Origin of the sequence: Halobellus sp. MBLA0158, from assembly GCF_041477585.1 — an archaeon.
Lineage (GTDB): Archaea > Halobacteriota > Halobacteria > Halobacteriales > Haloferacaceae > Haloquadratum > Haloquadratum rubicundus.
Map to the genome: position 1 here is coordinate 2,921,171 of NZ_JBGNYA010000001.1, position 23,508 is coordinate 2,944,678.

The 23,508-nt window shown below is 66.3% G+C and carries 22 protein-coding genes, 1 tRNA gene and 1 pseudogene; 13 read left to right on the forward strand and 11 right to left on the reverse strand.

The features are described from left to right. The first annotated feature begins 1 nt into the window (after position 1). Positions 2-1,312 (forward strand): DUF7115 domain-containing protein, encoded by a 1,311-nt coding sequence (locus OS889_RS14880; protein WP_372391093.1) that lies wholly within the window; start codon positions 2-4, stop codon positions 1,310-1,312. A gap of 20 nt (positions 1,313-1,332) precedes the next feature. On the opposite strand, the gene OS889_RS14885 is transcribed toward OS889_RS14880, so the two are convergent. Then, complete coding sequence (locus OS889_RS14885; protein ID WP_372391638.1) at positions 1,333-1,743, reverse strand: DUF5830 family protein; 411 nt, start codon at positions 1,741-1,743, stop codon at positions 1,333-1,335. Positions 1,744-1,954: 211 nt separating this feature from the next. Between OS889_RS14885 and OS889_RS14890 the strand changes: the two genes are divergently transcribed. Both OS889_RS14890 and OS889_RS14895 read left to right on the forward strand, forming a co-directional pair. Continuing rightward, positions 1,955-2,602: a TVP38/TMEM64 family protein gene (locus tag OS889_RS14890; protein WP_372391095.1), complete on the forward strand. Its 648-nt coding sequence runs from the start codon at positions 1,955-1,957 to the stop codon at positions 2,600-2,602. Between the two features lie 70 nt (positions 2,603-2,672). Next, positions 2,673-2,827: transfer RNA gene (locus tag OS889_RS14895), tRNA-Met, on the forward strand. A 10-nt stretch (positions 2,828-2,837) separates the two neighbouring features. On the opposite strand, the gene OS889_RS14900 is transcribed toward OS889_RS14895, so the two are convergent. Together OS889_RS14900 and OS889_RS14905 are read right to left on the reverse strand one after the other, a co-directional pair. Further along, positions 2,838-3,263 carry a dCTP deaminase/dUTPase family protein gene (locus OS889_RS14900; RefSeq protein ID WP_372391097.1) on the reverse strand — a complete coding sequence of 142 codons (426 nt, stop codon included), beginning with the start codon at positions 3,261-3,263 and terminating at the stop codon, positions 2,838-2,840. A gap of 44 nt (positions 3,264-3,307) precedes the next feature. Next, positions 3,308-5,281 carry a PAS domain S-box protein gene (locus OS889_RS14905; protein WP_372391099.1) on the reverse strand — a complete coding sequence of 658 codons (1,974 nt, stop codon included), beginning with the start codon at positions 5,279-5,281 and terminating at the stop codon, positions 3,308-3,310. A gap of 168 nt (positions 5,282-5,449) precedes the next feature. Between OS889_RS14905 and OS889_RS14910 the strand changes: the two genes are divergently transcribed. Together OS889_RS14910 and OS889_RS14915 are read left to right on the forward strand one after the other, a co-directional pair. Continuing rightward, positions 5,450-6,106, forward strand: coding sequence for a lactate utilization protein (locus tag OS889_RS14910; RefSeq protein ID WP_372391101.1), 657 nt, complete (start codon positions 5,450-5,452; stop codon positions 6,104-6,106). Positions 6,107-6,254: 148 nt separating this feature from the next. Continuing rightward, positions 6,255-6,653, forward strand: coding sequence for a hypothetical protein (locus OS889_RS14915; protein WP_372391103.1), 399 nt, complete (start codon positions 6,255-6,257; stop codon positions 6,651-6,653). 351 nt (positions 6,654-7,004) lie between these two features. Here the strand turns inward: OS889_RS14915 and OS889_RS14920 are convergent, their stop codons facing one another. Then, a complete protein-coding gene (locus tag OS889_RS14920) occupies positions 7,005-8,972 on the reverse strand; it encodes a DUF7827 domain-containing protein (RefSeq protein WP_372391641.1) in 1,968 nt (655 codons plus the stop codon). A 496-nt stretch (positions 8,973-9,468) separates the two neighbouring features. Here OS889_RS14920 and OS889_RS14925 point away from each other — a divergent pair, with 496 nt between their 5' ends. After that, entirely contained in the window at positions 9,469-9,612 is a 144-nt protein-coding gene (locus OS889_RS14925) for a hypothetical protein (protein ID WP_372391650.1), read from the forward strand. 179 nt (positions 9,613-9,791) lie between these two features. On the opposite strand, the pseudogene OS889_RS14930 reads toward OS889_RS14925, so the two are convergent. Both OS889_RS14930 and OS889_RS14935 read right to left on the reverse strand, forming a co-directional pair. Beyond that, a pseudogene (locus OS889_RS14930) lies at positions 9,792-9,884 on the reverse strand (surface glycoprotein); the annotation flags it as partial. 265 nt (positions 9,885-10,149) lie between these two features. After that, on the reverse strand, positions 10,150-12,582 hold the full coding sequence (locus OS889_RS14935; RefSeq protein WP_372391105.1) for a DUF7827 domain-containing protein: 2,433 nt from the start codon (positions 12,580-12,582) through the stop codon (positions 10,150-10,152). A gap of 300 nt (positions 12,583-12,882) precedes the next feature. Between OS889_RS14935 and mch the strand changes: the two genes are divergently transcribed. Then, positions 12,883-13,824: a methenyltetrahydromethanopterin cyclohydrolase gene (gene mch, locus OS889_RS14940; protein WP_372391107.1), complete on the forward strand. Its 942-nt coding sequence runs from the start codon at positions 12,883-12,885 to the stop codon at positions 13,822-13,824. 2 nt (positions 13,825-13,826) lie between these two features. Then, positions 13,827-14,324: a double winged helix-containing putative transcriptional regulator gene (locus tag OS889_RS14945; protein WP_372391109.1), complete on the forward strand. Its 498-nt coding sequence runs from the start codon at positions 13,827-13,829 to the stop codon at positions 14,322-14,324. 14 nt (positions 14,325-14,338) lie between these two features. Here OS889_RS14945 and OS889_RS14950 read toward each other — a convergent pair whose 3' ends face one another. Then, entirely contained in the window at positions 14,339-15,646 is a 1,308-nt protein-coding gene (locus OS889_RS14950; protein WP_372391111.1) for a M48 family metallopeptidase, read from the reverse strand. Positions 15,647-15,736: 90 nt separating this feature from the next. Between OS889_RS14950 and OS889_RS14955 the strand changes: the two genes are divergently transcribed. Continuing rightward, positions 15,737-16,429, forward strand: a complete 693-nt coding sequence (locus tag OS889_RS14955; RefSeq protein WP_372391114.1) for an HAD family hydrolase — start codon at positions 15,737-15,739, stop codon at positions 16,427-16,429. 2 nt (positions 16,430-16,431) lie between these two features. Here the strand turns inward: OS889_RS14955 and OS889_RS14960 are convergent, their stop codons facing one another. Further along, a complete protein-coding gene (locus OS889_RS14960) occupies positions 16,432-18,087 on the reverse strand; it encodes a GTPBP1 family GTP-binding protein (protein WP_372391116.1) in 1,656 nt (551 codons plus the stop codon). Between the two features lie 103 nt (positions 18,088-18,190). Then, positions 18,191-18,733 (reverse strand): J domain-containing protein, encoded by a 543-nt coding sequence (locus OS889_RS14965; RefSeq protein WP_372391118.1) that lies wholly within the window; start codon positions 18,731-18,733, stop codon positions 18,191-18,193. 89 nt (positions 18,734-18,822) lie between these two features. On the opposite strand from OS889_RS14965, the gene OS889_RS14970 reads away from it, so the two are divergent. The 3 genes from OS889_RS14970 to OS889_RS14980 all read left to right on the forward strand — a co-directional run bounded on the left by OS889_RS14970 (position 18,823) and on the right by OS889_RS14980 (position 21,175). Continuing rightward, entirely contained in the window at positions 18,823-19,296 is a 474-nt protein-coding gene (locus tag OS889_RS14970; RefSeq protein WP_372391121.1) for an acyl-CoA thioesterase, read from the forward strand. A 414-nt stretch (positions 19,297-19,710) separates the two neighbouring features. Next, the gene (locus OS889_RS14975) at positions 19,711-20,625 is read left to right on the forward strand and encodes a DUF7551 domain-containing protein (protein WP_372391123.1); all 915 of its coding nucleotides are present in this window, start codon (positions 19,711-19,713) and stop codon (positions 20,623-20,625) included. Positions 20,626-20,791: 166 nt separating this feature from the next. Next, positions 20,792-21,175, forward strand: a complete 384-nt coding sequence (locus OS889_RS14980; RefSeq protein ID WP_372391124.1) for a metal-dependent transcriptional regulator — start codon at positions 20,792-20,794, stop codon at positions 21,173-21,175. Between the two features lie 87 nt (positions 21,176-21,262). On the opposite strand, the gene OS889_RS14985 is transcribed toward OS889_RS14980, so the two are convergent. After that, complete coding sequence (locus tag OS889_RS14985; protein ID WP_372391125.1) at positions 21,263-21,589, reverse strand: NifU family protein; 327 nt, start codon at positions 21,587-21,589, stop codon at positions 21,263-21,265. A 314-nt stretch (positions 21,590-21,903) separates the two neighbouring features. Between OS889_RS14985 and OS889_RS14990 the strand changes: the two genes are divergently transcribed. Next, positions 21,904-22,065, forward strand: a complete 162-nt coding sequence (locus OS889_RS14990; RefSeq protein ID WP_372391127.1) for a DUF7838 family putative zinc beta-ribbon protein — start codon at positions 21,904-21,906, stop codon at positions 22,063-22,065. Positions 22,066-22,070: 5 nt separating this feature from the next. Here the strand turns inward: OS889_RS14990 and gcvPB are convergent, their stop codons facing one another. Further along, positions 22,071-23,495, reverse strand: a complete 1,425-nt coding sequence (gene gcvPB, locus OS889_RS14995; RefSeq protein ID WP_372391129.1) for an aminomethyl-transferring glycine dehydrogenase subunit GcvPB — start codon at positions 23,493-23,495, stop codon at positions 22,071-22,073. Positions 23,496-23,508 lie beyond the last annotated feature (13 nt).

Here is a 23,508-nt window from a genome sequence, read left to right on the forward strand (position 1 = left end):
TATGAGCCAACCGGAGATCGTCCAGAGCGACCTCGCCGGCGAGGACGTCGTCGCCCGAGTCGACCTCGGCGGCGAGGACGAACTGTACGTGACGCCGACGCGGACGCTCCTCTACCGCGCCGAGGGCCTGCTCTCCGACGAGTCCGTCGAGGAGTATCCGCACGAGGCCGAGCGGATCACGGTCTCGGAGGGCCGACGGAAGGCGAAGGTGACCCTCGATTACGGTCTCGACGGCGAAGCGACGATCTCGCTCCCCGCCAAGCGCCTCGACCGCGCGCTCCCGCCGATCGTCGAGGGCGTCCTCCGCGCGAACGGGATCCTCGACGACGACGAGGACATCGAGCGGCTCTTCCGGTTCAGCGAGCTCACGATCGTGATCGCCGGAAAGCGCGTCGTCCGACACATCGGCGGCAACCTCTGGGACGAGGACTTCGAGTCTTACCACTACGGCGATGTCACCGACCTCGCGTTCGAGGACGGGAGCGTCGCCACCTCGGTCGTCCTCACGGTCGACGGTCGACAGGAGCGCTTCAAAGCGCCGAACGAGGACGCCCGCGCGGTCCGAGCCGCCCTGGAGACGACGCTGCTCTCCTACTGGGAGGTCGACTCGCTGGGCGAACTCCGCGCGGCCGCCGAACCCGACGAGCCCGACGGCGAGGGCGAGCCCGAACCCGAGCCGGACAGGAACGTCTCCTTCGGCGATGGCCCCGATCCGCTGATCGCCGACCCCGCAGAGCCCGAAGAGCTCCCGGAGAACGCGACCCGCGAGTCCGACGACGGAGGCCAGGGGGGCGAGCCGGGCGTCCAGGCGGACGCCGGGAACGCGCCGGGCGGGAGCGACTCCGCGACAGGGGCCGATCAGGCCACACAGCACATCGAGTCGTCGCCGGCGACTGAGGCGTCAGCCGGCACGCGGTCGGGCCGTCAGGAAAACGGATCGAGCGGCGCCTCGGCCGACGTTCCGGGATCCGAAGCCCCACGCGGCGGGTCCGAGACGGAGACGGAGACGGAGCCGGAAACGGCGTGGGCGGACTCGATACAGGAGTCCACCGGCGCCCCGTCGGCCGAATCGCCGCGGCGGGGCCAGGACGCCCCGACGACCCACGAGGAACCGCCGCGCGGCAGCGGCGGGGCGGAGAGCCCCGAAACCGGATTCGAGGGCTCGGGCTTCGAGTCGGCCGCGCCCGCCGACGAACAGCTCCGCGAGGAGCTCGCCGAACTGCGCGAGGCGGTCGAGCGACAGAACCAGGAGCTGCGCGCCCAGCGCGAGCTAGTGGAGCAGCTCATCGAGGAGCTCCGACGCGGGCGGTGATCCTCCGCGACGCCCCTCGATCACTCCCGTCCGAGCACTTTTCGCACGCACGACGGCCCGAACGGCCCCAGTTCGACGGATTCGAACCGCACGAAGTGTCCCGTCGAGAGCCCCGCGCCGCACCGGCGGCACTCGTAGTCCCCGTCGCGCCGGACCACCTGCTCGTCGAAGGAGACGAACGTGCCGCCGCGGCGCGTGCGGAGGCGACCGTTCTCGCGCTCGATGACGCCCCTGAGTTCGGCCGTATCGAGGATCTCGCGGGTGAGGTCGGGGTTCGTCGTGACCGTCTCGATCCGGTCGACCGCGGCCGACAGCGGGAGCGAGTCGACTTCGAGGTGCGCGAGGAGCTGGACGCCGACCTCGACGCGCGCGTCTCGATCGAGGTCGTCGAAGGCGGTCGCGTCGGAGTTCGGACTGTCCGTATCGTCCACGCGCGCGCGACACGAGCGGTCGCCGGCGTCGCTACTGTCGCCACCGCCGTCTTCGCCGTCGCCGCCGCCGTCGAACGCCCCGAGGTCCGCCTGGTCGTCCTCGCTCACATCCGCCACTCCGTCGGGGCGGCCAAAATAGTTGCTCGTCGCCGCCCGCCGGACTGCCGGCGGTCATCAACTGTTATGCCGCGGGGGCGGGGAACCGATGACGATGGATCACAGCCGACTCCGGGCGCGGGTCGTCGCCGGCGCGGCGCTCGCTGTCGTCGCCGCCGCCGCGCTCGTCGTCTCGCCCGACATCGTCTTCGCGCGGGCGGCGTGGCTGGCCGCGGAGCCGATCCGACTCGTCGCCGCGGCGGTCGTCCTCGCGGCGATCCGGCCGCTCGTGGCGTGGCCGACGACGCTGCTCGCCGTCTTCCTGGGATACGGCCTGGGCGTCGCCGGCTTCCCGCTCGCGCTGGCGCTCGTCACGCTGACCAGCGTGCCCCCGTTCCTCCTGGCGAAGCGCTACGGTCGGATCGGCGCCGCCGCGGACGCCGGCGAGGCGTTCGTCGACCGGACCGGCGACCTCCGGAGCGTCGTCGCGAGTCGGTTCGTCCCCGCGCCCTCGGACGTCGTCTCGGTCGCCGCCGGCGTCGCCGGCGTGCGTCTCCCCACGTTCCTCCTGGGGACGGCCATCGGCGAGATCCCGTGGGTCGCCGCCGGCGTCCTCGCGGGCGCGTCCGCGGAGCGACTCACCGCCGGGGCCGTCGCGGGCGCGGTCGACCCCCGCGTCGTCGCGGTCGCCGGACTGCTCGCCGTGGCGCTCCTCGGGCCGACGGCCTACGGGTGGTATCGGGAGCGGGGGCACGAGTCGTAGACCGCCGGACACCGACGCCGTCGTCGGACTTGCGAAGGTTTAAGAACGTCATCGAACAACGGAGAAGTGAGCCCGGGTGGCTTAGCTGGACATAGCGCCGCACTCATAGGGTTTCCTGAGATTCGGTGCGGTACGCCTTGGAAGCCTCCGCCGCTCCCCACGGGGCCCGCCGAGCCTCGGACCTGGGACATGCGGAGATCGTGGGTTCGGAGCCCACCCCGGGCACTTCTCGATGTTACACCTCCGAGAGCGTCGACACCCGCGCGTTCTCCTTGAGTCTGATCCCCGCACCGCCGACGGTGAGCGGGATGCGGGAGAGCGTGTCCACCCGAAGCGACGGATGGGACGCGCCGCGTTCGAGGATCTCGGTCCGGGGCTGGAGTAGCGCCTCGTCCGACAGCGACTCCCCCGCCAGGGACTCGTTGTACTCCAGGAGGTACGTGCCGGCTTCGAGGTGCCACCACTGGTACTCGTCGCCCTCGTCGCGCCAGGTCCGGCTGTGCGGGACGACGTCGGCTTCTGTGAGTTCGCCGCCGCCGAAGTCGACGCGGCCGGGGCCGTGGACCTCGTAGACCTCGGCGACGGTGAGATCGACCGCGCTGTCGCTGACCTGCGTCGGTTCGTGGACGATGCCGTCGACCGCGTCGGCGAGTCCGGACATACGCGCAGGTGTGGACGCGGACGACAAAAACGTCGGTCCCGGGGCTACCGGAACAGGACCGTCGGACCGCGCTCTGCGTCCTCGACGGACGCGTCGTCGTCGATCGCCGGGAGCCGAACCGTCGCAGTCGTGCCGGCGGCCTCCCCGTCCGATCGGACCTTTTCCCCCTCCGTCGCCTCGATCTGGAAGGAGCCGCCGTACCGCGTGACGATCCAGTTGATCAGCCACAGCCCGAGGCCGGCGCTGTGCTGGAGCGCGGTCTCGTTGCCCGTCGAGACCACCGCGGCCTCCATCTCGTCGATTCCGGGCCCGTCGTCGGCGACGACGACCTCGATCCACGCCCCGTCGTCGCGGATCGAGACCGTCGCGGCGGGGCGCTCTGCGGGGTTGTGCTTGATCGCGTTCTCGATCAGTTCGGCGAGCGCCTGCCGGAGTTCGGCCCCCGCGCAGATCCCCCGATCGGTCTCGACCGCGACGTCGATCCTCGCCCGAGGGTGGTCCTCGCGGGCCGCCGCGGCGACGCGCGAAAGCAGGGTCGCCGGATCCAACCGCGCCGGATCGCGCTCGCGGCTGGCGTGGCGTTCGAGGTCGCGGGCGTGCTCGCTCACGCTCATCAGCCCGCGGGAGATGCGCTCGATGCGGCGTCCGGCCTCGGCGACCTCCTCGGCATCGCCGCGGCGCACCACGTCGGCCCAGCCGGCGAGCGCGGTCGTGTCGTTGCGGAGGTTGTGCCGGAGCACGCGGTTGAGCAGGCGGATCAGCGTGGCCGTCCGCTTGCGGGCGGTGACGTCCTTCTGGATGCCCAGGTAGTGCGAGAGGTCCCCCGCCTCGTCGAAGACGGGGCTGAGTTGCACCTGATTCCAGAAGGGCGTGCCGTCCCGGCGGTAGTTGACGAGTTCGACCTGGACGGGCTCTTCTACCTCGATGGCCTCTGCGAGTCGCTCGATCTTCTCCCCGTCGGTCGCTTCTCCCTGGAGGAAACGACAGTTCCGCCCCTGGATCGACTCGGCGTCGTAGCCGGTGATGCGCTCGAATCCCTCGTTGGCGTACACGATCGGGAGGTCCGACCGGGACGGGTCCGCGATCGTGATCCCGACGTCGGCCTCGTCCATCGCTCGCGTCTTGGTCCGGAGCTCGCGGGTCCGCGCCTTCCGCGTGGTGATGTCGCGGCCGACGCCCTGGATCCCGACGACGTCTGGACCGTCGAAGATCGGCGTCGCGTTGATCTCGATGATGACGCGCTCGCCCGTCCGGTCGAGAAACGTGAGTTCGAGCCGCTCGACGCGCTCGCCCTCGCAAACGCGAGCGTACGCCGCCGTCGCGCTCTCGACGTCGGCGGCGGCGATGAACTCGATGAACGGGCGGTCGGTCAGCGCCTCGGGATCGTAGCCCAAAACGCGCTCGACGGCGGAGGAGACGTACGTGAAACGGCCGTCCGGACCGACGCGGAAGATGATGTCGAAGCTGTTCTCGGCGATCCCCTCGAACCGCCGTTTCTCCCGTTCGAGGTGATCGGCCCGGGTCTGGAGGCTCCGTTCGTACTCCCGGCGCTCGACGAATCCTCCCACGAGGTTCGCCAGCAGTTCCAGAAACAGCTCTTCGGTCTCCGAGAAGGCCGCGTTCCGCTCGTCGTGGTCCGCGAAGCAGACCGTCCCGTAGACCTCGCCGTCGACGACGACCTTCGAGCCGATGTAGGTCCCCAGGTCGAAGGCCTCGATCGCGCGTTCGTCGATCGGCGACTCCGACGCGTGCTGGACGGCGAGGGTCCCCTCGCGTTCGATGGTCTCCCGACAGTAGGCCCGATCGAGAGGGCAGGTCTCGCCCGGCCTGATGCGGTCGTGATCGCCCGTCGCGCGAACGATCTCTTGGGTCCCCTCGTCGATCCGGGTGAAAAATCCGATCGGGAGGTCGAGGTAGTCGACGCCGATCTCGAGCGCTCGGGTGACCGGGTCCTCGTCGTCCCGCGTTGCTTCCACGAAGACCTCGTAGAGCCGCTCGCGGGCAGACGCGGAGTCCATATCGTCACTTGGGTCACATACACTTAAACAGCGCGCCGAATCATCACTGTTGATAGCGAAGCGCAAATCGCAGTAACACCCGTGTCACCACCTGATACCGGTGTCCGCGAGCGTTTAAGCGGATCGCGGTACTACGCCGTACTGTCGTAACTGACGCTACTCGAATCTATGTCACAGCAGAAAGCCGACTACATCGACGATACCGACATCGACACGGCGCTCGACCAACTCCCCGACGACGAGACGATCGAAGAGACCGTTTCGAACCTCAAAGACCGCGGCTTCGACGTCGTCGTCGTCGACGACGCCGAGGAAGCGCTCGAAGCGGTCACAGGCCACATCCCCGCCGGCGCCTCGGTGATGAACGGCCACTCGACGACGCTCGAAGAGATCGAGTTCATCGACTACCTCACCGAGGGCGACCACGAGTGGGACGCACTCCCCAACGAGATCTGGAGCATCGACGACGACGCGGAGCGACAGGCCGCCCGCCGCGAATCCCAGACCGCGGACTACTTCCTCGGCGGCATCAACGCCATCGCGCAGACGGGCGAGCTCGTCGCCGCGGACCTCTCGGGCAGCCGGATCGGCGCGTACCCCTTCGCGGCGAGCAACGTCGTGATCGTCAGCGGCGTGAACAAGATCGTCCCGACCCTCGACGACGCGCTCGACCGCCTGGAGTCCGTCGCCTACCCCCTCGAAAACGAGCGCGCACAGGAGGCCTACGGCGTCGAGTCCGCGATCGCGAAGCAGCTCATCTACCGCCGCGAGACCGAAGAGGGCCGCACGACGGTCGTTCTCGTCCGCGACCAGCTGGGCTACTGAGGCCCGTTTCGGCTCTTTTTCCGATCGACGCTCCGGCCGACTCCGAGGGATTCCGAAGGTGAATCGGGACGGTTCGCGTGCGGGCGCGAGTATCACTATTGATCATCGGCAGGGAATGCTTATCTCGGGAGCGTGCCAACGACCCGATATGTCGGTCCAGGAACGGTGTACGTCCACGTACACGATCGAGTGGGACGGGGAAGTAGAAGCCGTCGTTCATACCTGGGACGACTTCGCGGCCAAGGGATCGTTCAGGCGCGGATGCGAGGAACTACTGGAGATCATCGAATCGCGCGGCGCGCGGAAGACGCTGATCGACACCAGCCGGATCAGGGCCCACGACGTCGGCGACCAGGAGTGGCTGCGGGACGACTGGGTCCCGCGGACGATCGAGGCCGGCGTCGAGTACACCGCCGTCGTCTACGGGGAAAGCGCCGTCGCCAAGATCGATATGGAGGACTTGCTCGCGAATCTGGACCACCTCGACTACACGACGAAGATGACGACCGACGTCGACGCCGCACGGGCGTGGCTCGCAGAGCGGTGAGACATCGCGGTTCGAAACTGCCGAACCGCGACGATACGGCGGTCGAGGCCGACTCCCTGAGAGCCGGCCCCCACGCGCCGACCGGGTAGGGGTACTCGGTAGCAAGGGGATCTGGAATAAAACGGTTTCCCCCCGAGTATCGATTCGGAGATTCTGCGTATCGTGGGACTGTTATCTCTGTTCGTTTGGCCCTGAGCGTCACGGAAATCCCCGATCGAGATACGAGATCGATCGAATCGGGGCCGATCGAATTGAAGCCAATAGATCCAAGACCGAAGCGGTCCGGCAGTCGGCGAACTGTACAATCCGCTCGTCCCCTCGAAAAATGGAAACCGCGGAAGCGGTACTCGCTTAGTCTCGCCGGATGGCGAGCAGGGCCGCGGCGACGAGCGCGGTCAGCGCGACGACCACGCCGAAGCCGGGCGTCGAGGTCGGCGTCTCGGTCGCCGGCGCCGACGTCTGGGTGTCGGGCGCCGACGTCTCAGTCGCCGTCTCGGTGTCCGGGGCGTCCGTACCCGGCTCGGGCGTCGCCGTGTCCGTGTCGGGCGCCGCGGTCGTCGTCGGCGCCTCGACGACTTCCACGACCTGACCTTCTTCGGTCACTTCGTCGGCGCCGCCGCTACCGTCGTCGACGACGATGTCGTAGGTGTCGCCGACGCTCTGCCCGCTGAAGTCGAACGTGGCGCTCCACGCGCGGTCGGCCTGGACGACCGGCGAGGCGGTCTTCAGGAAGCTTGGGCTCGTGCCGTCGGTGCTCCGGACGCGAAGCGTCAGCTCCGTTCCGGGAGCGAGCGACGTCGTGCCGCCGAGGCTCTGCTCGGCCGCGTTCGAGACGTTGTACGGCTCGCTCACCGTGATCGTCGGCTCGACGACCTCGTATTCGAGGAGGCGCGTCTCGTCCTCGTCGCTGTCGAGGTCCTCGGAGGTGAAGTCCGTCGAATCCGTGTTGAAGACGGTGAAGTTCGCCTCCAGGGCCGTGTCGTCGGCGATCGACGTGCCGTCGTAGTACCGCTCGACGCCGGTGTCGACGACCACGAAGTAGGTGTCGTTGTCACCGTCGGCGATGACAGTCGTGTTCGCCTCGGTGACGTTGACCATCTTCGGTTCCTGGTTCGCGCCGGGGTCGGCCTGCTCGATGGTGAGGTTGTAGACCCCGCCGTTGGCGCTCGTGTTCTTCAGGTCGAAGAACTCGCTCGTGACGTCCTCGTTGGCCTGCGCGTCGAGCGCGCCTTCGAGTCCCGAGGAGACGAGCTGGTGGATGACGATGTCCTCGTTGGCGATCTCGTCAGTCCGTGTGATCTCGTCGTCGGCCAGTCCCTCGTTGATGTCTTCGAGGTCCGAGACGCTGTACCCGTCGGGGGCGGTCCACGAGCGGAGCGCCGTCGTGTTACGCTCTTCGAGCACGACGGTCGCGACGTCCGTCGAGTCAGCCGTCTCGGACTCGCCCGGACGGACTTCGAGGTCGTACTCGCCCGCGTCGATCAGGTCGGTGACCCGAGTCGAGATGTTCGCGAACGTGATCTCGTCGTCGCTGTCCGAATCGAGGCTCCACGGGTTAGCGCTCGCGCCCGCGGCGTAGGTCTGCTCGGAGTTGTTGAGGTTGTAGGTGTTCAGGTACACCGTCGCCTGATCGTCACCGTCGTCGTCGTGGACAGTCACGTTCGAGACGGTCCCCTGACTCGGCGTTCCGAAGGAAAGCGTGGCGTAGTCGGTGCTCTCCATCGTCACGCCGATTTCGAGGACGTCACCGCGCTGATCGGTGATGACGCTGGACTCGAAGCTGGTCTCGTCGTCGCCGGCGCTGCTCACCGTGACCGTCTCCGTTTCGACGTCGATGCCGGAGTAGTCGTCGGTCACGCGGACCGTGTAATTGCCGGCGTCGAGGTCTAGGTCCGAGACGTTGTAGCTGAAGTCGTACTCGCCCTGTCCGTTGAGTTGCGCCGACGAGATCGTCGCCCCGCTGTCGTCGACGACGTCACCGCTGCTGTCGAGGAGTTCAACGGTCAGCGGCCGGTCGGACGCGCGGGCGGTGACCGTGCCCTCGATGTTGTCCTCGGTCGTCACCGACTGGTCGTCAAGCGAGACCGCGAGACCGAGGTCTCGAAGCGTCAGTTCGGCCGTTCCGGACGTTCCTTCGACATCGATATCATACGCTCCAAGCGTCCGATCCTCGGAGTAGAACACGTAGACTTTGCTCGTAGGACCGGTCGAACCAGACACGAAGACGGAATCCGTATCGTCATCACTTCCTTCGATAGTCACATCCGCGTCAACGCTGTCGGCGATGACCGAGACATTGGTTCCGCGGTAGGCAGACACCGAGTTTCCTCCTTTAATCGTCGAAGGCGCGAACGTTACGGTCTCGTTTCCGCTGTTGCTCACGCTGTTTCCAGTCGTGTCAGTAACCGTGTCAGGGACGTTAACGACTAGATCTCCGGTCCGAAGTTCGTTATTGTTGAATTGAACGACGACTCGACCTTTGTCTGGTTGGGATATCGTGTAATCTCCCGAACTGACAACGCTGTCGTCGACATATATCTGAACGTTGCTGAGTGTGCTACTGTTTATCTGCTCGCTAAACGCGAGTTCGATCTCCGAATCAGTACTCGAAGAGGGATCGTTGTCGTAGTGGATCGCGCTTTCTAGCGTCGGGCTCCCCGATTGGCTACCAACCCCCGAATCCTGAATCGTAATCTGCTGGAAGTTGCTGTATGGCGCGTCGTCCGTTCCAGAGAGATCCCCGTCTCCGTCGTAGTCGACGCCAAACTGCGCGTTCACCGCCGTATCTCCCGAAACGTCGGGAGCGACGATGTTTGTGACCTCGAAGGAGATGTTAACTGTATCGGAGTTGACTCCCGCGTTGTCGGAGAGCGTGACGTTGATCGTATTCGTCGTCGAGTCGATGCTGATGTCTCCCGATGTGAACGTCACGGCTCCCTCGTTTACGTTGGCGCTCTGACCTCCCGAACTGTCGGTTGTGAAGTTGTCCGGCAGGTCAACCGAGAAGATCTGATTACCATCTCCGCTCGTATTGACGTCGCTGGCGTTAAGCGTGAACGTATAGGTGTTGTTGCTTCCCTCGTCCACTGTTGCCGGTGTGATACTACTGTTACCGGTGTTCGTCGATGCTGCTGCAGCACTCCCAGTAAATACCACCGTCCCAGCGAAGACGCTGAGCACTAGTATCACCGAGAGAGACACCGCACGGTGTGAATTCGTATTTCCTATCATATGTTGTTTGATGAGCGACGTCGTCTCGCGTCGCTGTATGCCCCCCCTTCGTGTGGAGACAGTACCTGCCGTCTCCAAAGGGCTACCCCGACCGAATCAGTGCAGTGTAAAAAAATTTGCTACAAACAGTTGTTCTATTGGACAGTTGTGCTACAGTAGTGACTGACCGATATAGCGTCGAAAGAAATCGAATCGAAGGGACCGGAATGAGATCCGGTGGTTGGTAACCGCGAAATTCCCTCAAAGAGGGAACGCGAGAACTACGTTAGTTCTCGCGGCGGACGGCGAGCAGCGCAGCGGCGATGAGCGCCGTCAGCGCGACGACCACACCGAAGCCAGGCGTGCTGGTCGGCGTGGAGGTCGGCGTGTCCGTGTCGGGCTCGGGCGTCGCCGTGTCCGTGTCGGGCTCGGGCGTCGCCGTGTCCGTGTCGGGCTCGGGCGTCGCCGTGTCCGTGTCGGGCTCGGGCGTCGCCGTGTCCGTATCCGTCATCACTGCTTCGACGACGGTGCCACTTTCTTCCTCAGCGCTTGCAAGGATGTTGGAGTTGACGACGATGTCGTATTCGTCACCAACGTTCTGTCCGCTAAAGTCGAACTCCGCACTCCAGGAACCGTCAGGCTGGATTACGGGCGAAGCCGTCTTCAGGAAGCTCGGACTAACGCCATCCTGGCTGCGTACGCGGAGGTTCAGCTCCGTACCCGGAGCGATGTTGGTCGTACCACTCACCGTCTGGCCGCTCGATGCGGAGACATTGTACGGCGTATCGATGGTCACTTCCGGCTCGTTGGCGTTCCACGTGAGGAATGTCTCCTCATTTTCGTCGTCGTCGAACTCACCGTCGGGCGTGAAGTCGAACCCAGCGTCGTCCTTCACGACAGTGAAGTTCGTCTCGAGTGCCGTGTCATCGTCGGCCGGCAGAGCGTTCTTGTTGGTACCATCGGAATCAGCGAGATCGACATCACCGGTATCGACGAGGATGAAGTAGGTGTCGTTAGCACCGTCTGCGATCACGGTGGTGTTCACGTCCGAGAGGCTCAGGTTCTGTGCTTCCTGGTTCGCACCGGGACTGGCCTCTTCGATCGTCAGCCGGATCGGGTTATCAGTCTCGTTCAGGAATCGAGTGGTAACCTCTTCATTCTGACGTGCGTCGAGCAGGCCCTCAAAGCCAGAAGCCTCGAGCTGGTGAACTGCCCAATCACCGACAGCAACTTCTGACGACTGAGTGATTTCATTGTTCGCGAGGGCCTCGTTCACGTCTTCGAGGTCCGAGGGACTAAGTTCTTCACTGCTCCCCGTCCACATACGGAGGCTTTCTGTACCCCGCTCTTCAAGAACGAGGGTCGCGACGCCGTCAGCACCACCGGAGGTATCGGCCGCAGGACTCTGTCCGGCGGCGACTTCGACATCGTATTCACCAGCATCGATCAGATCCTGGGTAGGAGTACTGACGTCTTGGCTGGTAACGCTGTCGTCGCTGTCGTCATCAACAGCAAACGGTTGACTGGAACCAGTTCCAGCCTCTAGGTCGTACGTGTTGAGATAGACCGTCACCTGACCGTCGCCGTTCTCGTCTTCGACTGTCGCATTGGCAACAACACCTTCGCTACCATCCACTTCGCCTACTGTGATGGTAGCGTAGTCGTTGCCCTCCATCTCGACAGTCATCTCGACGATATCACCACGGTGCTGGGTGATCGTGTTGTCGACGAACTCCGCGTCTTCGTCGGTCTCCGAGAGCGTAATCGTGGAAGATTCGACTTCAACGCCGGAGCTGTTGTCTGTCACTTGGACGGTGTAGTCTCCTGCGTCCAGGCTGCTAGTCGGGAAGGCGAAGTCGTATTCACCCTGACCACTGGTGGTTGTGCCGATATCATCGACGACATCGCCGTCACCACCATCATCCACGAGCTCAACCTCGATATTCTGATTGGACGCCCGGGCATTGACGGTCCCCTCGATATCATCGCCAATCGAGACGTTGGTATCGTCGATGGAGACACTGAGCCCGAGATCGCGGATCGTAAGGTAGTTACCTGAACTGTTCAGTTCATACTCCCCGAGTTCTCTATCTCCGGTGTTGAAGAAGAACACCGTGCTGTTTTCGCCAGCCGAGAAGCTCTGGAAGTAATTGAAGTCGTCTTCGTTGTCTTCGATGGAGAACCCGGATACAGCCGAATTGTTATCCGCACTGGTGTCTTCGAACGCAACGGTCGCGCCTTGGTAGGCAGTCACGTTCGAAGACGGTTCACCTACCGTCCCACTACCAATATCAACGGTTTGGGACGCAAATGCAACTGATTTCTCACCGGCGGAATTCGCGACAGTTGAACTAAGGTCAACTTCCAAGTCGTTGGAGTTGATTAGTGAATTCCCATTAAGAATCAACTGTACGTTGCCAGATCCATCGTGGCTCGATGCACTCAGGGCATAGTTAATCTGGCTGGAGACGTTATCACCGTCGTCAAGGACGGTGAAGTTGTTGGCATCAATGGAATCGCTGTCAATAGGCCCATCGAACGGTACTTCTATCACTTCGCTGCCACTGACGTTCTCGTAGTGAACAGCCCCACCAACGTAGTCTTGTGAGGCTTGGTCCGCAGCAGCACTCCCCGTAAACGCCACAGTGCCAGCGAAAACGCTGAACACCATAAGCGCCGCGAGGACTACCGCGCGGAACTTGTTGTTGGTTCCTGTCATAGTTTGGTTGGATCGCATCGGTCGTCGACAACAGCTTTGCGCGCACCATCACGCGAACGCGTGCGTCCGGTCGCCCGGAGTCGGCCCGCAGTACTCGCTGCTGTCTCCATAGGTAGGGGTACAGAACAAGCAAACACCACGTCCGGTAAATACTTTGTGTGTTGTCTGACGCCGAATCGACGCGAGAGGGCGCCAGACACCGGAATTATGTGAGAACAATTCACACACCAGAGTATAAAATCCGATTTGGATTCCACACCGACTACCAACCACTTTACCCGAGGACGACCATCCCCACGTATGGACTCGATCAATCGGATGGCCATCGAGCTCATCGACGAGGCCATCGACTTCGCGGACGAACTCCGCGTCGAGCCGTACGAACTGGACTCGGGGGCGACCGTCCTCGACTTCGGCGTCGACAGCGAGGGCGGTATCGAGGCCGGGATGCTCCTCGCGGAAATCCAGACCGCGGGGCTCTCGACCGCCCAGACTCGAATGGATGACGTCGCCGGCGCGCCGGTCCCGCACGTCGAACTGCAGACGGACCATCCCGCCCTCTCGCTGCTGTGCTCCCAGAAGGCCGGCTGGGAGCTCGCCTTCGAGGACCCACCGTTCGACGGCCTCGGATCAGGTCCGGCCCGCGCGCTCGTCGCCGAGGAGGAGGAGTTCCACGCGCTCGAGTACTTCGACGAGTTCGATCTCACCGTCCTCTCGGTCGAGAGCATCGACCTCCCCGACGACCGCGTCGCCGAACACGTCGCCGAGAAGGCGGAAGTCGAGCCGAGCGGCGTCTTCCTCCCGGCCTACGCCACCGGCTCGACGGTGGGCAGCGTCACCGCCGCGGCCCGCGCGGCCGAACTGGCGCTGTTCCGGCTCTTCGAGCTCGGGTACGACCTCCGCGACGTCCACTCGGCGTTCGGCTCGGCGCCGGTCGCGCCCGTCTCCTACGACGAGAGCGTCGCGATGGCCCGCACGAACGACGCCGTCGCTTACGGCGGCGAGGTCCACCTCACCGTCGCCCGCGACTTCGACGGCTTCGGTCAGGTGCCCTCCAGCGCGGGCGAGGAGTACGGCGCCCCCTTCGCGGAGATCTTCGAGCAGGCGGACTGGGATTTCTACGAGGTCCCCGAGACGGTGTTCGCGCCCGCGAAGGTCACGATCGACGTCGTCGACGGGCCGACCTACGTCCGCGGCGAGACCGACGAGGAACTGCTCGCCGAATCCTTCGACTTCCGATAACGGTGCGCTTCAAACTCCTCCCCGAGGCGCCGGAGTCGCTGGATTTTATTGACGATGCCCAGCGCGCCGTCCCGCTCGTGCCGGGCACCGAAGACGACTGCTGTGCCCGCCTGATGCGCCGGCTCGACTTCCCCACCCGCGACGTGGCTCGGACGTGGCTCACCTTCCTGCGCGCGCTCGAACTCGCGCGCGAGACCGAATCGGGGACCTTCGTCCGGGAGTCTACCGAGCCGACGCCGGCCCATCTCCGTAAATCGTTTCGCGAGCGCGTGTACGGCGCACGTGAAGTGCTGAGGGCGCTCGATCCCGACGAGCCGAAGTCCGTCGACGAGATCTTCGCCGCGTTCGAGGACCGCGTCCCCGTCTGGGAGACCCACCGCGCGGCCGAGGACTGGCGGGACGTCTGGCGCGAGCGCGTCGAACGCATCCTGGCGTGGGCGGTCCTGCTCGATCTCGCGGCCGAACGCGACGACGGGTACGTGCGAGTCGCGGAAGAATAGCAGTCTTCGCGGCGCTACGTCGCCGGCGGCACGTCCGGGCCACCCTCGGCGCCGTCGGGGGCGCCGCTCTCATCCTTTCCGTACTGCTCTCGCAGCCGACGGATGCGCTCGGGAATCGACGGGTGCGTGAGGTGGAACGCGGCGTACGCCGGGTGCGGAAACGGATTGCTCAGGTTCTCGCCCGCGAGCGTGCGGAGCGCGCGGGTCATCGCGGCGGCGCCGCCCATCGTCTCGGCGGCGAAGTCGTCGGCCTCGCGCTCGTGGGCCAGCGACAGCTGATTCGTCAGCGGCGCCGAGAGCGTCAGCACCGGCCCCGCATAGAGCAGCCCGATCCCGAGCGCGGCGTAGGTCTCGCTCGGAAGCCCGAACGCCGCGTAGACCCACTGGGAGGTCGTCACCCACCACAGGAACGCGAAGACGACGGCCATCTGGACCGCCGACGCCGCGAGCTGCTTCCAGATGTGGGCCTTCTTCCAGTGAGCGAGCTCGTGTGCGAGCACGGCCTGGATCGCCTCGCGGTCCATCTGCTCGACGAGCGTGTCGAAGAGCACGACGCGCTTGGCGCGGCCGAAGCCGACGAAGTAGGCGTTCGAGTGCGACGAGCGCCGGCTGGCGTCCATCTCGTAGACCTGCTCACACTCGAAGCCCGCGCGCTCGAAGACGTCCTCGACGGCGTCCCGGAGGTCGCTCCCCTCGATCGGCTCGAAGTCGTTGAAAAGCGGCGCGATCACGCGCGGGTAGATGACCATCATCAGCAGGGAGAAGGCCACGACGAGCGCCCAGCCCGCGACGGGCCACACTCTCGGCAGGGCCGCGACCGCGAGCAGGACCGCGCCGGCGACGATCCCCCCGAACACGAGCGCGACGCCCGTGCCGACGAGCAGGTCACGGAGCCACAGCGCGGCGGTCTGATTGTTGAAGCCGAACCGCTCTTCGACGACGAACGTCTCGTAGGCGTCGAACGGCGCCGAGAGCACTCGACCGGCGACGATCGCCCCCGCGAGGAGGACGACGCCCTGGGCGACGCTCGGGAGCCCGGTCGCCGACAGCGCCGCGGCGACGTCGCCGTAGAGCCCCGAGACGACCGCGGCGAGGAGGAGGACGACGCCGAGCCACGACTGGACCCGCGAGAGCGTCGTCTTCGCGCGCTGGTACGCGAGCAGTTCCTCGGGGTCGTCGACGTCGAGCGCGTCGCGGACCCACTCGTCCGCATCCCGGACTGCTTCGGCGCCGTAGCGGACGTTCAGGTAGCCGAGGACCGTCTCAAGCACCAGTACCCCGCCGAGCAGGCCGACGAGCGCGAGCGCGGGCAACGAGACCATACGGGAGTGGAGGGCGTCGCTGGCCTTCAACGTCGCGGGAGCGGACCGACGGAGGAAGGCTTTTGCGTCGGTCCCCCGCAGGGCTCACCGATGGCCGACCCCGTCGCAGCCGTTCTCTTCGACCTCGACGACACGCTGGTCCGGTACCGTCGGTCACCCGAGACGCTCCTGCGCGAGTCGTTCGACGCCGTCGGCGTCGATCCCGTCTTTCCGGTCGAGGCCTACTACGACCGCTTCGACGAGTTCGCCGAACGGACCCACTCGATGCGTGAGCTCCGCGAGGAGTGCTTCGCCGCGCTCTGTGCCGAACGGGACCGCGACCCGGATCTCGGCCGCGAGGTCGCGAGCGCCTACGCCGACGCCAGGGACCACCGCGACGTCGAGTTCCTCCCGGGTGCGCGTGACGTCCTCGATGCGTTCGCCGCGGAGTACCGCCTCGGTATCGTGACGAACGGCGCTCGCGACCCCCAGGCCCAGAAGATCGACGCCGTCGGGCTGGACTCGGTCGTCGACGTCGTCGTGTTCGCGGGCCACGACGCGCCGCCGAAGCCCGCGCCCGAGCCGTTCCGTCACGCGCTCGACGCGCTCGAAGCCGGTCCCGAGGCCGCCGTCCACGTCGGAAATTCGCTCGATTCGGACGTCGCGGGCGCGGCCGCGGCTGGGATCCGATCGGTGTGGCTCGCGGGCGGCGACGCGGCCGATGGAGCCGCCTCGGCCGAGCGTGCGGACCACGTCGTCGAATCGCTCGCGGAACTGTCGAGGCGGCCGTGGCTGGAGAAGTAGGCTCAGTCGTCGGCCGCGGCGGCCTCGGAGTCGTCGCCGTCGACGGCGCCGCCGCCGACCTCGCGGACCGTTCCGACGCCCTTCGATTGGCCCTCGCGGAAGACGAACCGCTGGCCCTCCTCGACGAGGTACGGCCGGAACTTGAACTCCACCGTCGCCGTCCCGGTGTCGCCGGGGAGCAACTGCCCGCCCTCGGGGTGGAAGACGACCGCCTCGCTCACGGTTTCGAGGTGGACGACCGGCTCGTAGCCCTCGCGGATCCGCGTCGGGTGATTGAGGACCATCACCTCCGCCTCGAAGGAGCGGACGGCCGGCGGGTCGGCGTCCGCGGGGAGCAACGCCATCCCGCGTTCGATCTCGTCCTCGCTGACCCCCTTGAGCGCGATGCCGACGATCCGGCCCGCCTTCGCGCGGTCGACCCGGTGGTGATGCATCTCGATCGAGCGCACCTCGACCTCCCGGTAGGAGCCGTCGGGCATCGGGCCCAAGAGGAGTTCGTCGCCGGCCTCGACGCTCCCGGAGTTGACGGTCCCGGAGGCGACGGCGCCGACGCCCGTCACCGAGTAGGTCCGATCGACGTACATCCGGAAGTCCTCTCTGGTCTCCCGGGCCGTCTTGGGGAGGCGCTCGAACATCGCGTCGAGGTCGTCGAGGCCGTCCATCGTGACCGCGCTCGTCCGGAGGATCGGCACCACGGAGTCGCTCAGTTCCTCGACCGCGGCCTCGACGCCGTGGCGCGCGACGCCCAGGGGCGTGCGGCCGACGTCCCGGAGCATCCGCTCGACCTCGCGTTCGACCTCGTCTAATCTGTCTTCGTCGACGGCGTCGGCCTTCGTGATCGCGACGATCGTCGGCAGTTCCATCGCCAGCAGGATTCCGAGGTGCTCGCGCGTCGTCTTCGTCGGACCGTCGTCGGCCGCGACGACGAGCAGGCCGTAGTCGAGGCGCTGGCCGACCAGGCCGCGGATCGTCGTCCGGAGCCAGGGCTCGTGGCCGACCGTGTCGACGAAGGAGACCAGCCGGTCGGATTCCTCCACCACGCGCGCGCGGTCCGATTTCCGGTGGGGGTTGTCCATGTGGACCGCGCCGTCGCCGGCGAAGCCGTAGACGGCATAGGAGAGATCGGCCGAGAGCCCGCGCTCGACCTCGTGGGGCTGGACGTCGAGGAAGCCGCGGGTGCCGCCCTCGCCGTCGTCGGCGGTGCCGGTGACGAGCGAGCCCACGAGCGTCGATTTCCCGTGGTCGACGTGGCCGGCGGTGCCGACGACGATGTGGTCGTCGTCGACGTCGAGCACCGCGCCCTCCTGGACGGTCGCGACGCCGACGAGGCCGCGGTCGCCGTCGTCGCCGACGCCCCACGTCTCGACGTCCTCGATGTGGGCGCCCGCCTCCTCGGCCAGGATCGAGAGCACGTCCATCGACTCGGAGAAGTCCTCGGGCGGGATGCCGGCGATCCCGCCGTCGTCGGTGACGCCGACGACGTAGGTCGCCGTGCCGTCGCCCGAGAGCACGCGGTGGCGCAGTTGCGCCGCCAGGCTCTCCAGGCGTCCGTCCGCGAGGTGGAGGTCCCGCGAGAGCCGCTCTTTGAATTCGACGTTGCCACCCTCCTCCTCGCCGCGCTCGAGGGCCGATTCGAGAACGGCCCGATCAGCGCTCATACCCGATGGGTAGCAACGGTCGGCTATAACCCTTTTCGTGGTGTGGGTTGGCTTGTCACAATAACCCTCCCGAGCGAACGGGCCGTCTCGCTCACGACCAGTATCAGTCCGTCAGCCGCTCGTACGCGCGGTTGACTCGCTTGAAAGTCTCCTCGTCGCCGTCGTCGGTGTCGGGGTGGACCGCCTTCACCCGCTCGCGGTAGGCGCGTCGGACCGCCTCCTCGTCGGCGCCGGGATCGAGCCCGAGCGTCCGGTAGGCTTCCTCGACGGTCGGCTCGTTCCGGTCGGTTCGGGGCGGGCGCCGTCCGTCGGGCCCGCCTCGCCGACGCCGACCCGTCCGGTCGCCGCCGAACGCGCGGCCCCCACCGTCGCCGGCGGCGCGCCGGCCGGGGCCGAACCCCTCGAAGTCGCCCGGACCGCGCGAGGCGGCGCTCGCTCGCCGGCGCTCGCCGCCCTGTCTCGCGGTCTCGCGGATCCGCTCGCCGAGGCGGCCGCTGGCGTGGTACCACAGCAGGTACGTCGCGGCGGCGAACACGGCGGCGAAGAGCAGCAGAAACGGCTGGAAGGCGAACGCGAGGACCGTCAGCAGGACCGTCGTCCCCGCGAACACGGCCGCGATTCCGATGAGGAGCCCGTCGCTGTCCACAGCGGAGGGAAGGCGCGGAGCACCGTAAGGGTCTCGCCGGGAGTGCCGGAGGCGACAGAACAATTACGCGCGTCGGGCAAGACCCGGCAATGTCGACGATTCCGCTCGAAGACACCTACATCGAGAACCGGGTGCTCGTCCAGCCGAACGACACCAACAACAACGACACCGCCCACGGCGGCAACGTCGTCAAGTGGATGGACGAGGTCGGCGCGATGTCGGCGATGCGCTTCGCCGGCCAGACGGTGGTCACCGCCCGAATGGAGGGCGTGGACTTCCACCGGCCGATCCCCCGCGGCAACACCGCGCTCATCGAATCGTACGTCTACGACGCGGGCACGACGAGCGTCAGCGTCCACCTCCGCGTGTTCAGCGAGGACCCGCTCTCGGGCGAGCGCGAACTCACCACGGAGTCGCACTTCATCTACGTCGCGATCGACGAGGCGAACGACCCGACGCCGGTGCCCGACCTCGAAGTCACCTCCGAGCGCGGCGAGGAACTCCGGGCGGCCGCCCTCGACGAGGCCGTCGACGGGCCGACCGAAGCGGAACAGACTCCCTGAGCGACCGTTCAGACCTGTTTTCTCGACCCGGAAGTCGTCAGCGACGCGTGTCCGCTCACCCTGATTCCCGTTCCGCGGAAGGTCCGGCGCGCGAGAGAGGAACCCAGACCATATTTTAGGCCAACCTAAATCGAAGACGTTTTGAATTTTTAGGTTGTCCTAAAACCGAAGCCTGTTCGGACGCCAGTCGGCGACGGTCGCGGTGGCCCTCCGAACGGACGCCAACAACGGGCCTATGACACCACTCAGCCGAACTCAGCACCGAGAACGACCGCTGCACGCGACCGGGTACGGCGAGCTCCGCCGTCGCTCCGGTGCGATGCCGACTCGAAGTGCCGGGAGGCACCAGCGCTTCCCGCGGAGGACCTCGGAGACTCCTGGCAGTCGGCGACATCAGGGAGCGAGGAGGGGGAGATGGTAGGTCCAACGCTAGTCGAGATCAGGAGCCACATCGAGAGCCTGGCCAGCGAGACCGGCGAGTACTGCATCCGGTGCGGGCGCACGGGCGACAGGCCGGTCCCCGCGGCCGGAAAGCGGTTCGACGATCGTGAGACCGCGCGGAAAGCGGTGCGAGCGACCGAACAGTACCGGACCGCGCTCCGGCGCTACGACCCGCGGGTCCCCTACTACGACCTGATCGTCTGTCAGGTCGCGGAGCCGTCGCGTCCGGCGGACGAACATCAAGCGGCTACAACAGAGGCCCGTCGGACGCTCTCGGAGCCCGTGCTCGACGTCGGGACCGCCGAGCCAGAGCGGCGGGAGCTCGTGGAATTCTGTCACCGCATCGCGGGCGCGGTCTTCGAGACGCTCTCGGACGCCGGCTACGACGACGTCGAAGCCAGCATCTTGGACGAGTACTTCGAGCTGGCAGAGAGCGTCGGCGATCCGGACGAGCTCTGTCTGTGCCTGCTCGAAAGTATGGCCGTCGAGATCGAGACGCGGCTCGGAGCGGCCGAGCAGGCCGAGGTCCTCGGCGGCGCGACGACCCGACTGGGAGCGACAGACGCCACCGACGAGCCGATCGCGGCGACGTTGGCGCATCTCAGCGACCGCGGGCTGATCGGCGAGTACAGTTGCTCCGCTCCGGTCGATTCGGACGGCGCCTCCCGATCGATCGTCGTCCGGCTCACCGATTACGCGCTGTCGCCGCGGGGCGATCGGCTGCCGATACTCCCCATCGTCATCGAACTGTTCCGGCGACAGGCCGACCCCGCCCCGACGTCGTTCAGCGCGACCGAGTGCCGTAGCGGCTGGCGAATCACGCTCACGCCCGCAGACGCCGGCGAGCCGGCCGCGCTCTCCAGCGCCCCCATCGAATCCGAAGAGTGACGATGGATACTCGTGCCGACCACCCAGGACCGGAAGCCGTCCCGACGACGGACGGTGCCGACGGAGGCTCCGAGGCGTTGGAGGCGGTTTTCAGCGCCGCATTGGGTCCCGCACCGGCCGTCAAGCCCCCGGCCACGATGAAACGAGCGGGATGGGCGGACGGATAATGGCGGAGCGCTCGCAGTACCTCCTCGCGCTCTACATCGCCGAACACCGCGAGTCGACGCCGGTGTCTTCGGGGACCGTCGCGGACCTGCTCGGGAAATCGACGGCGACGACGACGGAGACCTTCCAGCGGCTGGCGGACGACGGCCTCGTGGAGTACGAGCGGTACGAGGGCGCCCGGCTCACCGACGAAGGTCGGGAGCGCGCCGCTGAACTCCACGAGACGTACGTGGCGCTCTCGTGGTTCTTCCGTACGGTGCTCGACCTGGATGGGTACGAGACCGAAGCGAGGCGTCTGGCGAGCAGCGTCAGCGCCGACGTCTCCGACCAGCTGGTGTCGACGTTCCTCGTCGCGGAAGCAGAGCGAGAGGGCGAGGACGAGTAGCGGACGGCACCAGCGGCTCGCCGTTCGACCGTTCACTCGGCGACACCACGAAAAATAAGCGACCCGGTCACGATCCAGCGAGGCGTCTCAGAACGGCGGGCTGTAGTCCTCGTACTCGTCCATATCCTCCATCTCGTCGGTCTTCGACGGCATCACCGCCGCCCGCGGTCCGCCCGCCCGCCGGACGGTCACCTCGGACACCTCGTCGAGTTCTTCGGCGAGTCGCTGTTTGATGGCTTTCATCGTCATCGGCGCGATACCACACCCCGAGCAGGCCCCGCCGATCGCGACGGTCACCTCGCCGGTCGCCTCGTCGACGTCCTCGATCTCGAAGTGGCCGCCGTGTTCTTGGATCTGCGGGACGTTGTCGCTCAGGTAACTCCGGGTCTGTCGCTCGAGTTTTTCAGCGCTCATCACAGTCGGAGATACGGTCGAATATATAATAAATCTGTTCAGTTAGTAACGCCTAAAAATTTGGTATTCGGGCTACTTACGACTATTTTAGGTGGTGCTAACAATTTCTATTACTGAATTCTGACTTTTCGTATGGCCTAACTTCGGTCCGCGTCAGTCGTCTCATCGGCCGAGCTGATGCCGCTTCGGTCGGCCTCGGATCGGCAAGCGTCTCTCGGACGATATTGCGAATTGATATCGCAATATGAGATATAATATATAAATCGGGCCGCGGAATCAGTATCTTCAACACCGACCGCTCCTCACGCACCAGTATGAGCCTCGAACGCGAGTACGAGTGCCCCGAGTGCGGCCACGACGGCTTCTGGAAGACCGCGTCGATGGAACTGCACCTCGGCACGAAGACGAAGTGGCGCTGCAACGAGTGCGGCTACGGATTCATCGAGATCGACGGGATCAGCACCGCAAAAGCGTAATTCGGCTATTCTTCCGCGTCGATCGATCGCCAGGAGAGCCGCGGGTTCCGCGCGGCGTCGGCCTGGTCGATCCGCCGCGCCGTCGTCTTCGACGGGGCGGATTCCAGCTCCGCAGCGTCGGCGTCGAACGCGGCGTTGAACGCCGCGGCGAGGTCCTCCAGGGAGTCCAGGCTCTCGGCCTCTGTGGGCTCTGTGAGCATCGCCTCGGGGACGAACTCCGGCCACTTCGTCGTGGGCGGGTGAACGCCGTGGTCCAGCATCGCCTTGGCGACGTCCGCGGCGTCGCGGTCGCCCGCGGTGGCCGCGAACTCGTGGTGGAACGGTCCGTAGGGGATCTCGCAGTCGATCTGCTCGGCGAGGTAGTTCGCGTTCAGGACTGCCTTCGCGGAGGCGTCTTCGAGCCCCTCGTCGCCGAGACGGGCGATGTAAGCGTAGGCCTTCAGGAGGACGAGCCAGTTGCCCTGGTAGCCGTGGACCTTGCCGACCGTCTCCGCGGGCTCGAACAGTTCGTAGTGGCCGTCGTCCTCGCGAACGCGCGGGCTCGGGAGGAACGGAGCGAGCTCCTCTGTGACGCCGACGGGGCCCGCGCCGGGGCCGCCGCCGCCGTGCGGCGTCGCGAACGTCTTGTGGACGTTGTAGTGCATCACGTCGAAGCCCATATCGCCCGGTCGCGCCCGCCCGAGCAGCGCGTTGAGGTTCGCGCCGTCGTAGTAGAGCAGTCCGCCCGCGTCGTGGACGATGTCGGCGATGTCGGCGATGTCGCGCTCGAACAGCCCGACCGTGTTGGGGTTCGTGAGCATCAGCGCGGCCGTGTCGTCGGAGACGGCGGCTTCGAGGGCCTCCAGGTCGACGCGGCCGTCGTCCCCGGAGGGGAGTTCGACGACGTCGTAGCCAGCCATCGCCGCGCTCGCGAAGTTCGTGCCGTGCGCCGACGAGGGGACGATGACCTCCGAGCGGTCGTGGCCGTTCGCCTCGTGGTAGGCCTTCGCGACGAGGATGCCCGTGAACTCCCCGGCGGCGCCGGCGGGCGGCTGGAGCGTCACGGCGTCCATCCCGCCGATCCTGGCGAGGTAGTCCTGGAGGCCGTAGAGGACTTCGAGCGTCCCCTGGAGGCTCTCTGCCGAGCGGTCGGGGTGGACCGCGCCGTTCGGGTCGGCCGCGACGTCCTCGGCGAAGGAGGGGTTGTACTTCATCGTACACGACCCCAGCGGGTACGGCCCGCTCTCGACGCTCCAGTTCATCTGGGAGAGCCGCGTGTAGTGCCGCGCGACCTCGGGCTCGGCGAGGCTCGGCAGGGAGAGGTCGTCCCGCGTCAGGTCGTCGGGGAGCGGCGAGCCCGCCTCTCCGACGTCGACGCTCGTGTCGTCCTTCTCCGAGAGCAGCGGTTCGTACCGGTCGTCGTCGCCGTAGCGTGCCTGATCGTGATTCATCGTGATCCCTCCA

Coding starts and splice junctions, on each gene's coding strand:
- OS889_RS14990 (WP_372391127.1), top strand. CDS start 21,904: ATGAGCCTCGAACGCGAGTACGAGTGCCCCGAGTGCGGCCACGACGGC.
- OS889_RS14970 (WP_372391121.1), top strand. CDS start 18,823: ATGTCGACGATTCCGCTCGAAGACACCTACATCGAGAACCGGGTGCTC.
- OS889_RS14900 (WP_372391097.1), bottom strand. CDS start 3,263: ATGTCCGGACTCGCCGACGCGGTCGACGGCATCGTCCACGAACCGACG.
- gcvPB (WP_372391129.1), bottom strand. CDS start 23,495: ATGAATCACGATCAGGCACGCTACGGCGACGACGACCGGTACGAACCG.
- mch (WP_372391107.1), top strand. CDS start 12,883: ATGGACTCGATCAATCGGATGGCCATCGAGCTCATCGACGAGGCCATC.
- OS889_RS14960 (WP_372391116.1), bottom strand. CDS start 18,087: ATGAGCGCTGATCGGGCCGTTCTCGAATCGGCCCTCGAGCGCGGCGAG.
- OS889_RS14980 (WP_372391124.1), top strand. CDS start 20,792: ATGGCGGAGCGCTCGCAGTACCTCCTCGCGCTCTACATCGCCGAACAC.
- OS889_RS14880 (WP_372391093.1), top strand. CDS start 2: ATGAGCCAACCGGAGATCGTCCAGAGCGACCTCGCCGGCGAGGACGTC.
- OS889_RS14910 (WP_372391101.1), top strand. CDS start 5,450: ATGTCACAGCAGAAAGCCGACTACATCGACGATACCGACATCGACACG.
- OS889_RS14950 (WP_372391111.1), bottom strand. CDS start 15,646: ATGGTCTCGTTGCCCGCGCTCGCGCTCGTCGGCCTGCTCGGCGGGGTA.
- OS889_RS14890 (WP_372391095.1), top strand. CDS start 1,955: ATGGATCACAGCCGACTCCGGGCGCGGGTCGTCGCCGGCGCGGCGCTC.
- OS889_RS14955 (WP_372391114.1), top strand. CDS start 15,737: ATGGCCGACCCCGTCGCAGCCGTTCTCTTCGACCTCGACGACACGCTG.
- OS889_RS14975 (WP_372391123.1), top strand. CDS start 19,711: ATGGTAGGTCCAACGCTAGTCGAGATCAGGAGCCACATCGAGAGCCTG.
- OS889_RS14935 (WP_372391105.1), bottom strand. CDS start 12,582: ATGACAGGAACCAACAACAAGTTCCGCGCGGTAGTCCTCGCGGCGCTT.
- OS889_RS14985 (WP_372391125.1), bottom strand. CDS start 21,589: ATGAGCGCTGAAAAACTCGAGCGACAGACCCGGAGTTACCTGAGCGAC.
- OS889_RS14905 (WP_372391099.1), bottom strand. CDS start 5,281: ATGGACTCCGCGTCTGCCCGCGAGCGGCTCTACGAGGTCTTCGTGGAA.
- OS889_RS14915 (WP_372391103.1), top strand. CDS start 6,255: ATGTCGGTCCAGGAACGGTGTACGTCCACGTACACGATCGAGTGGGAC.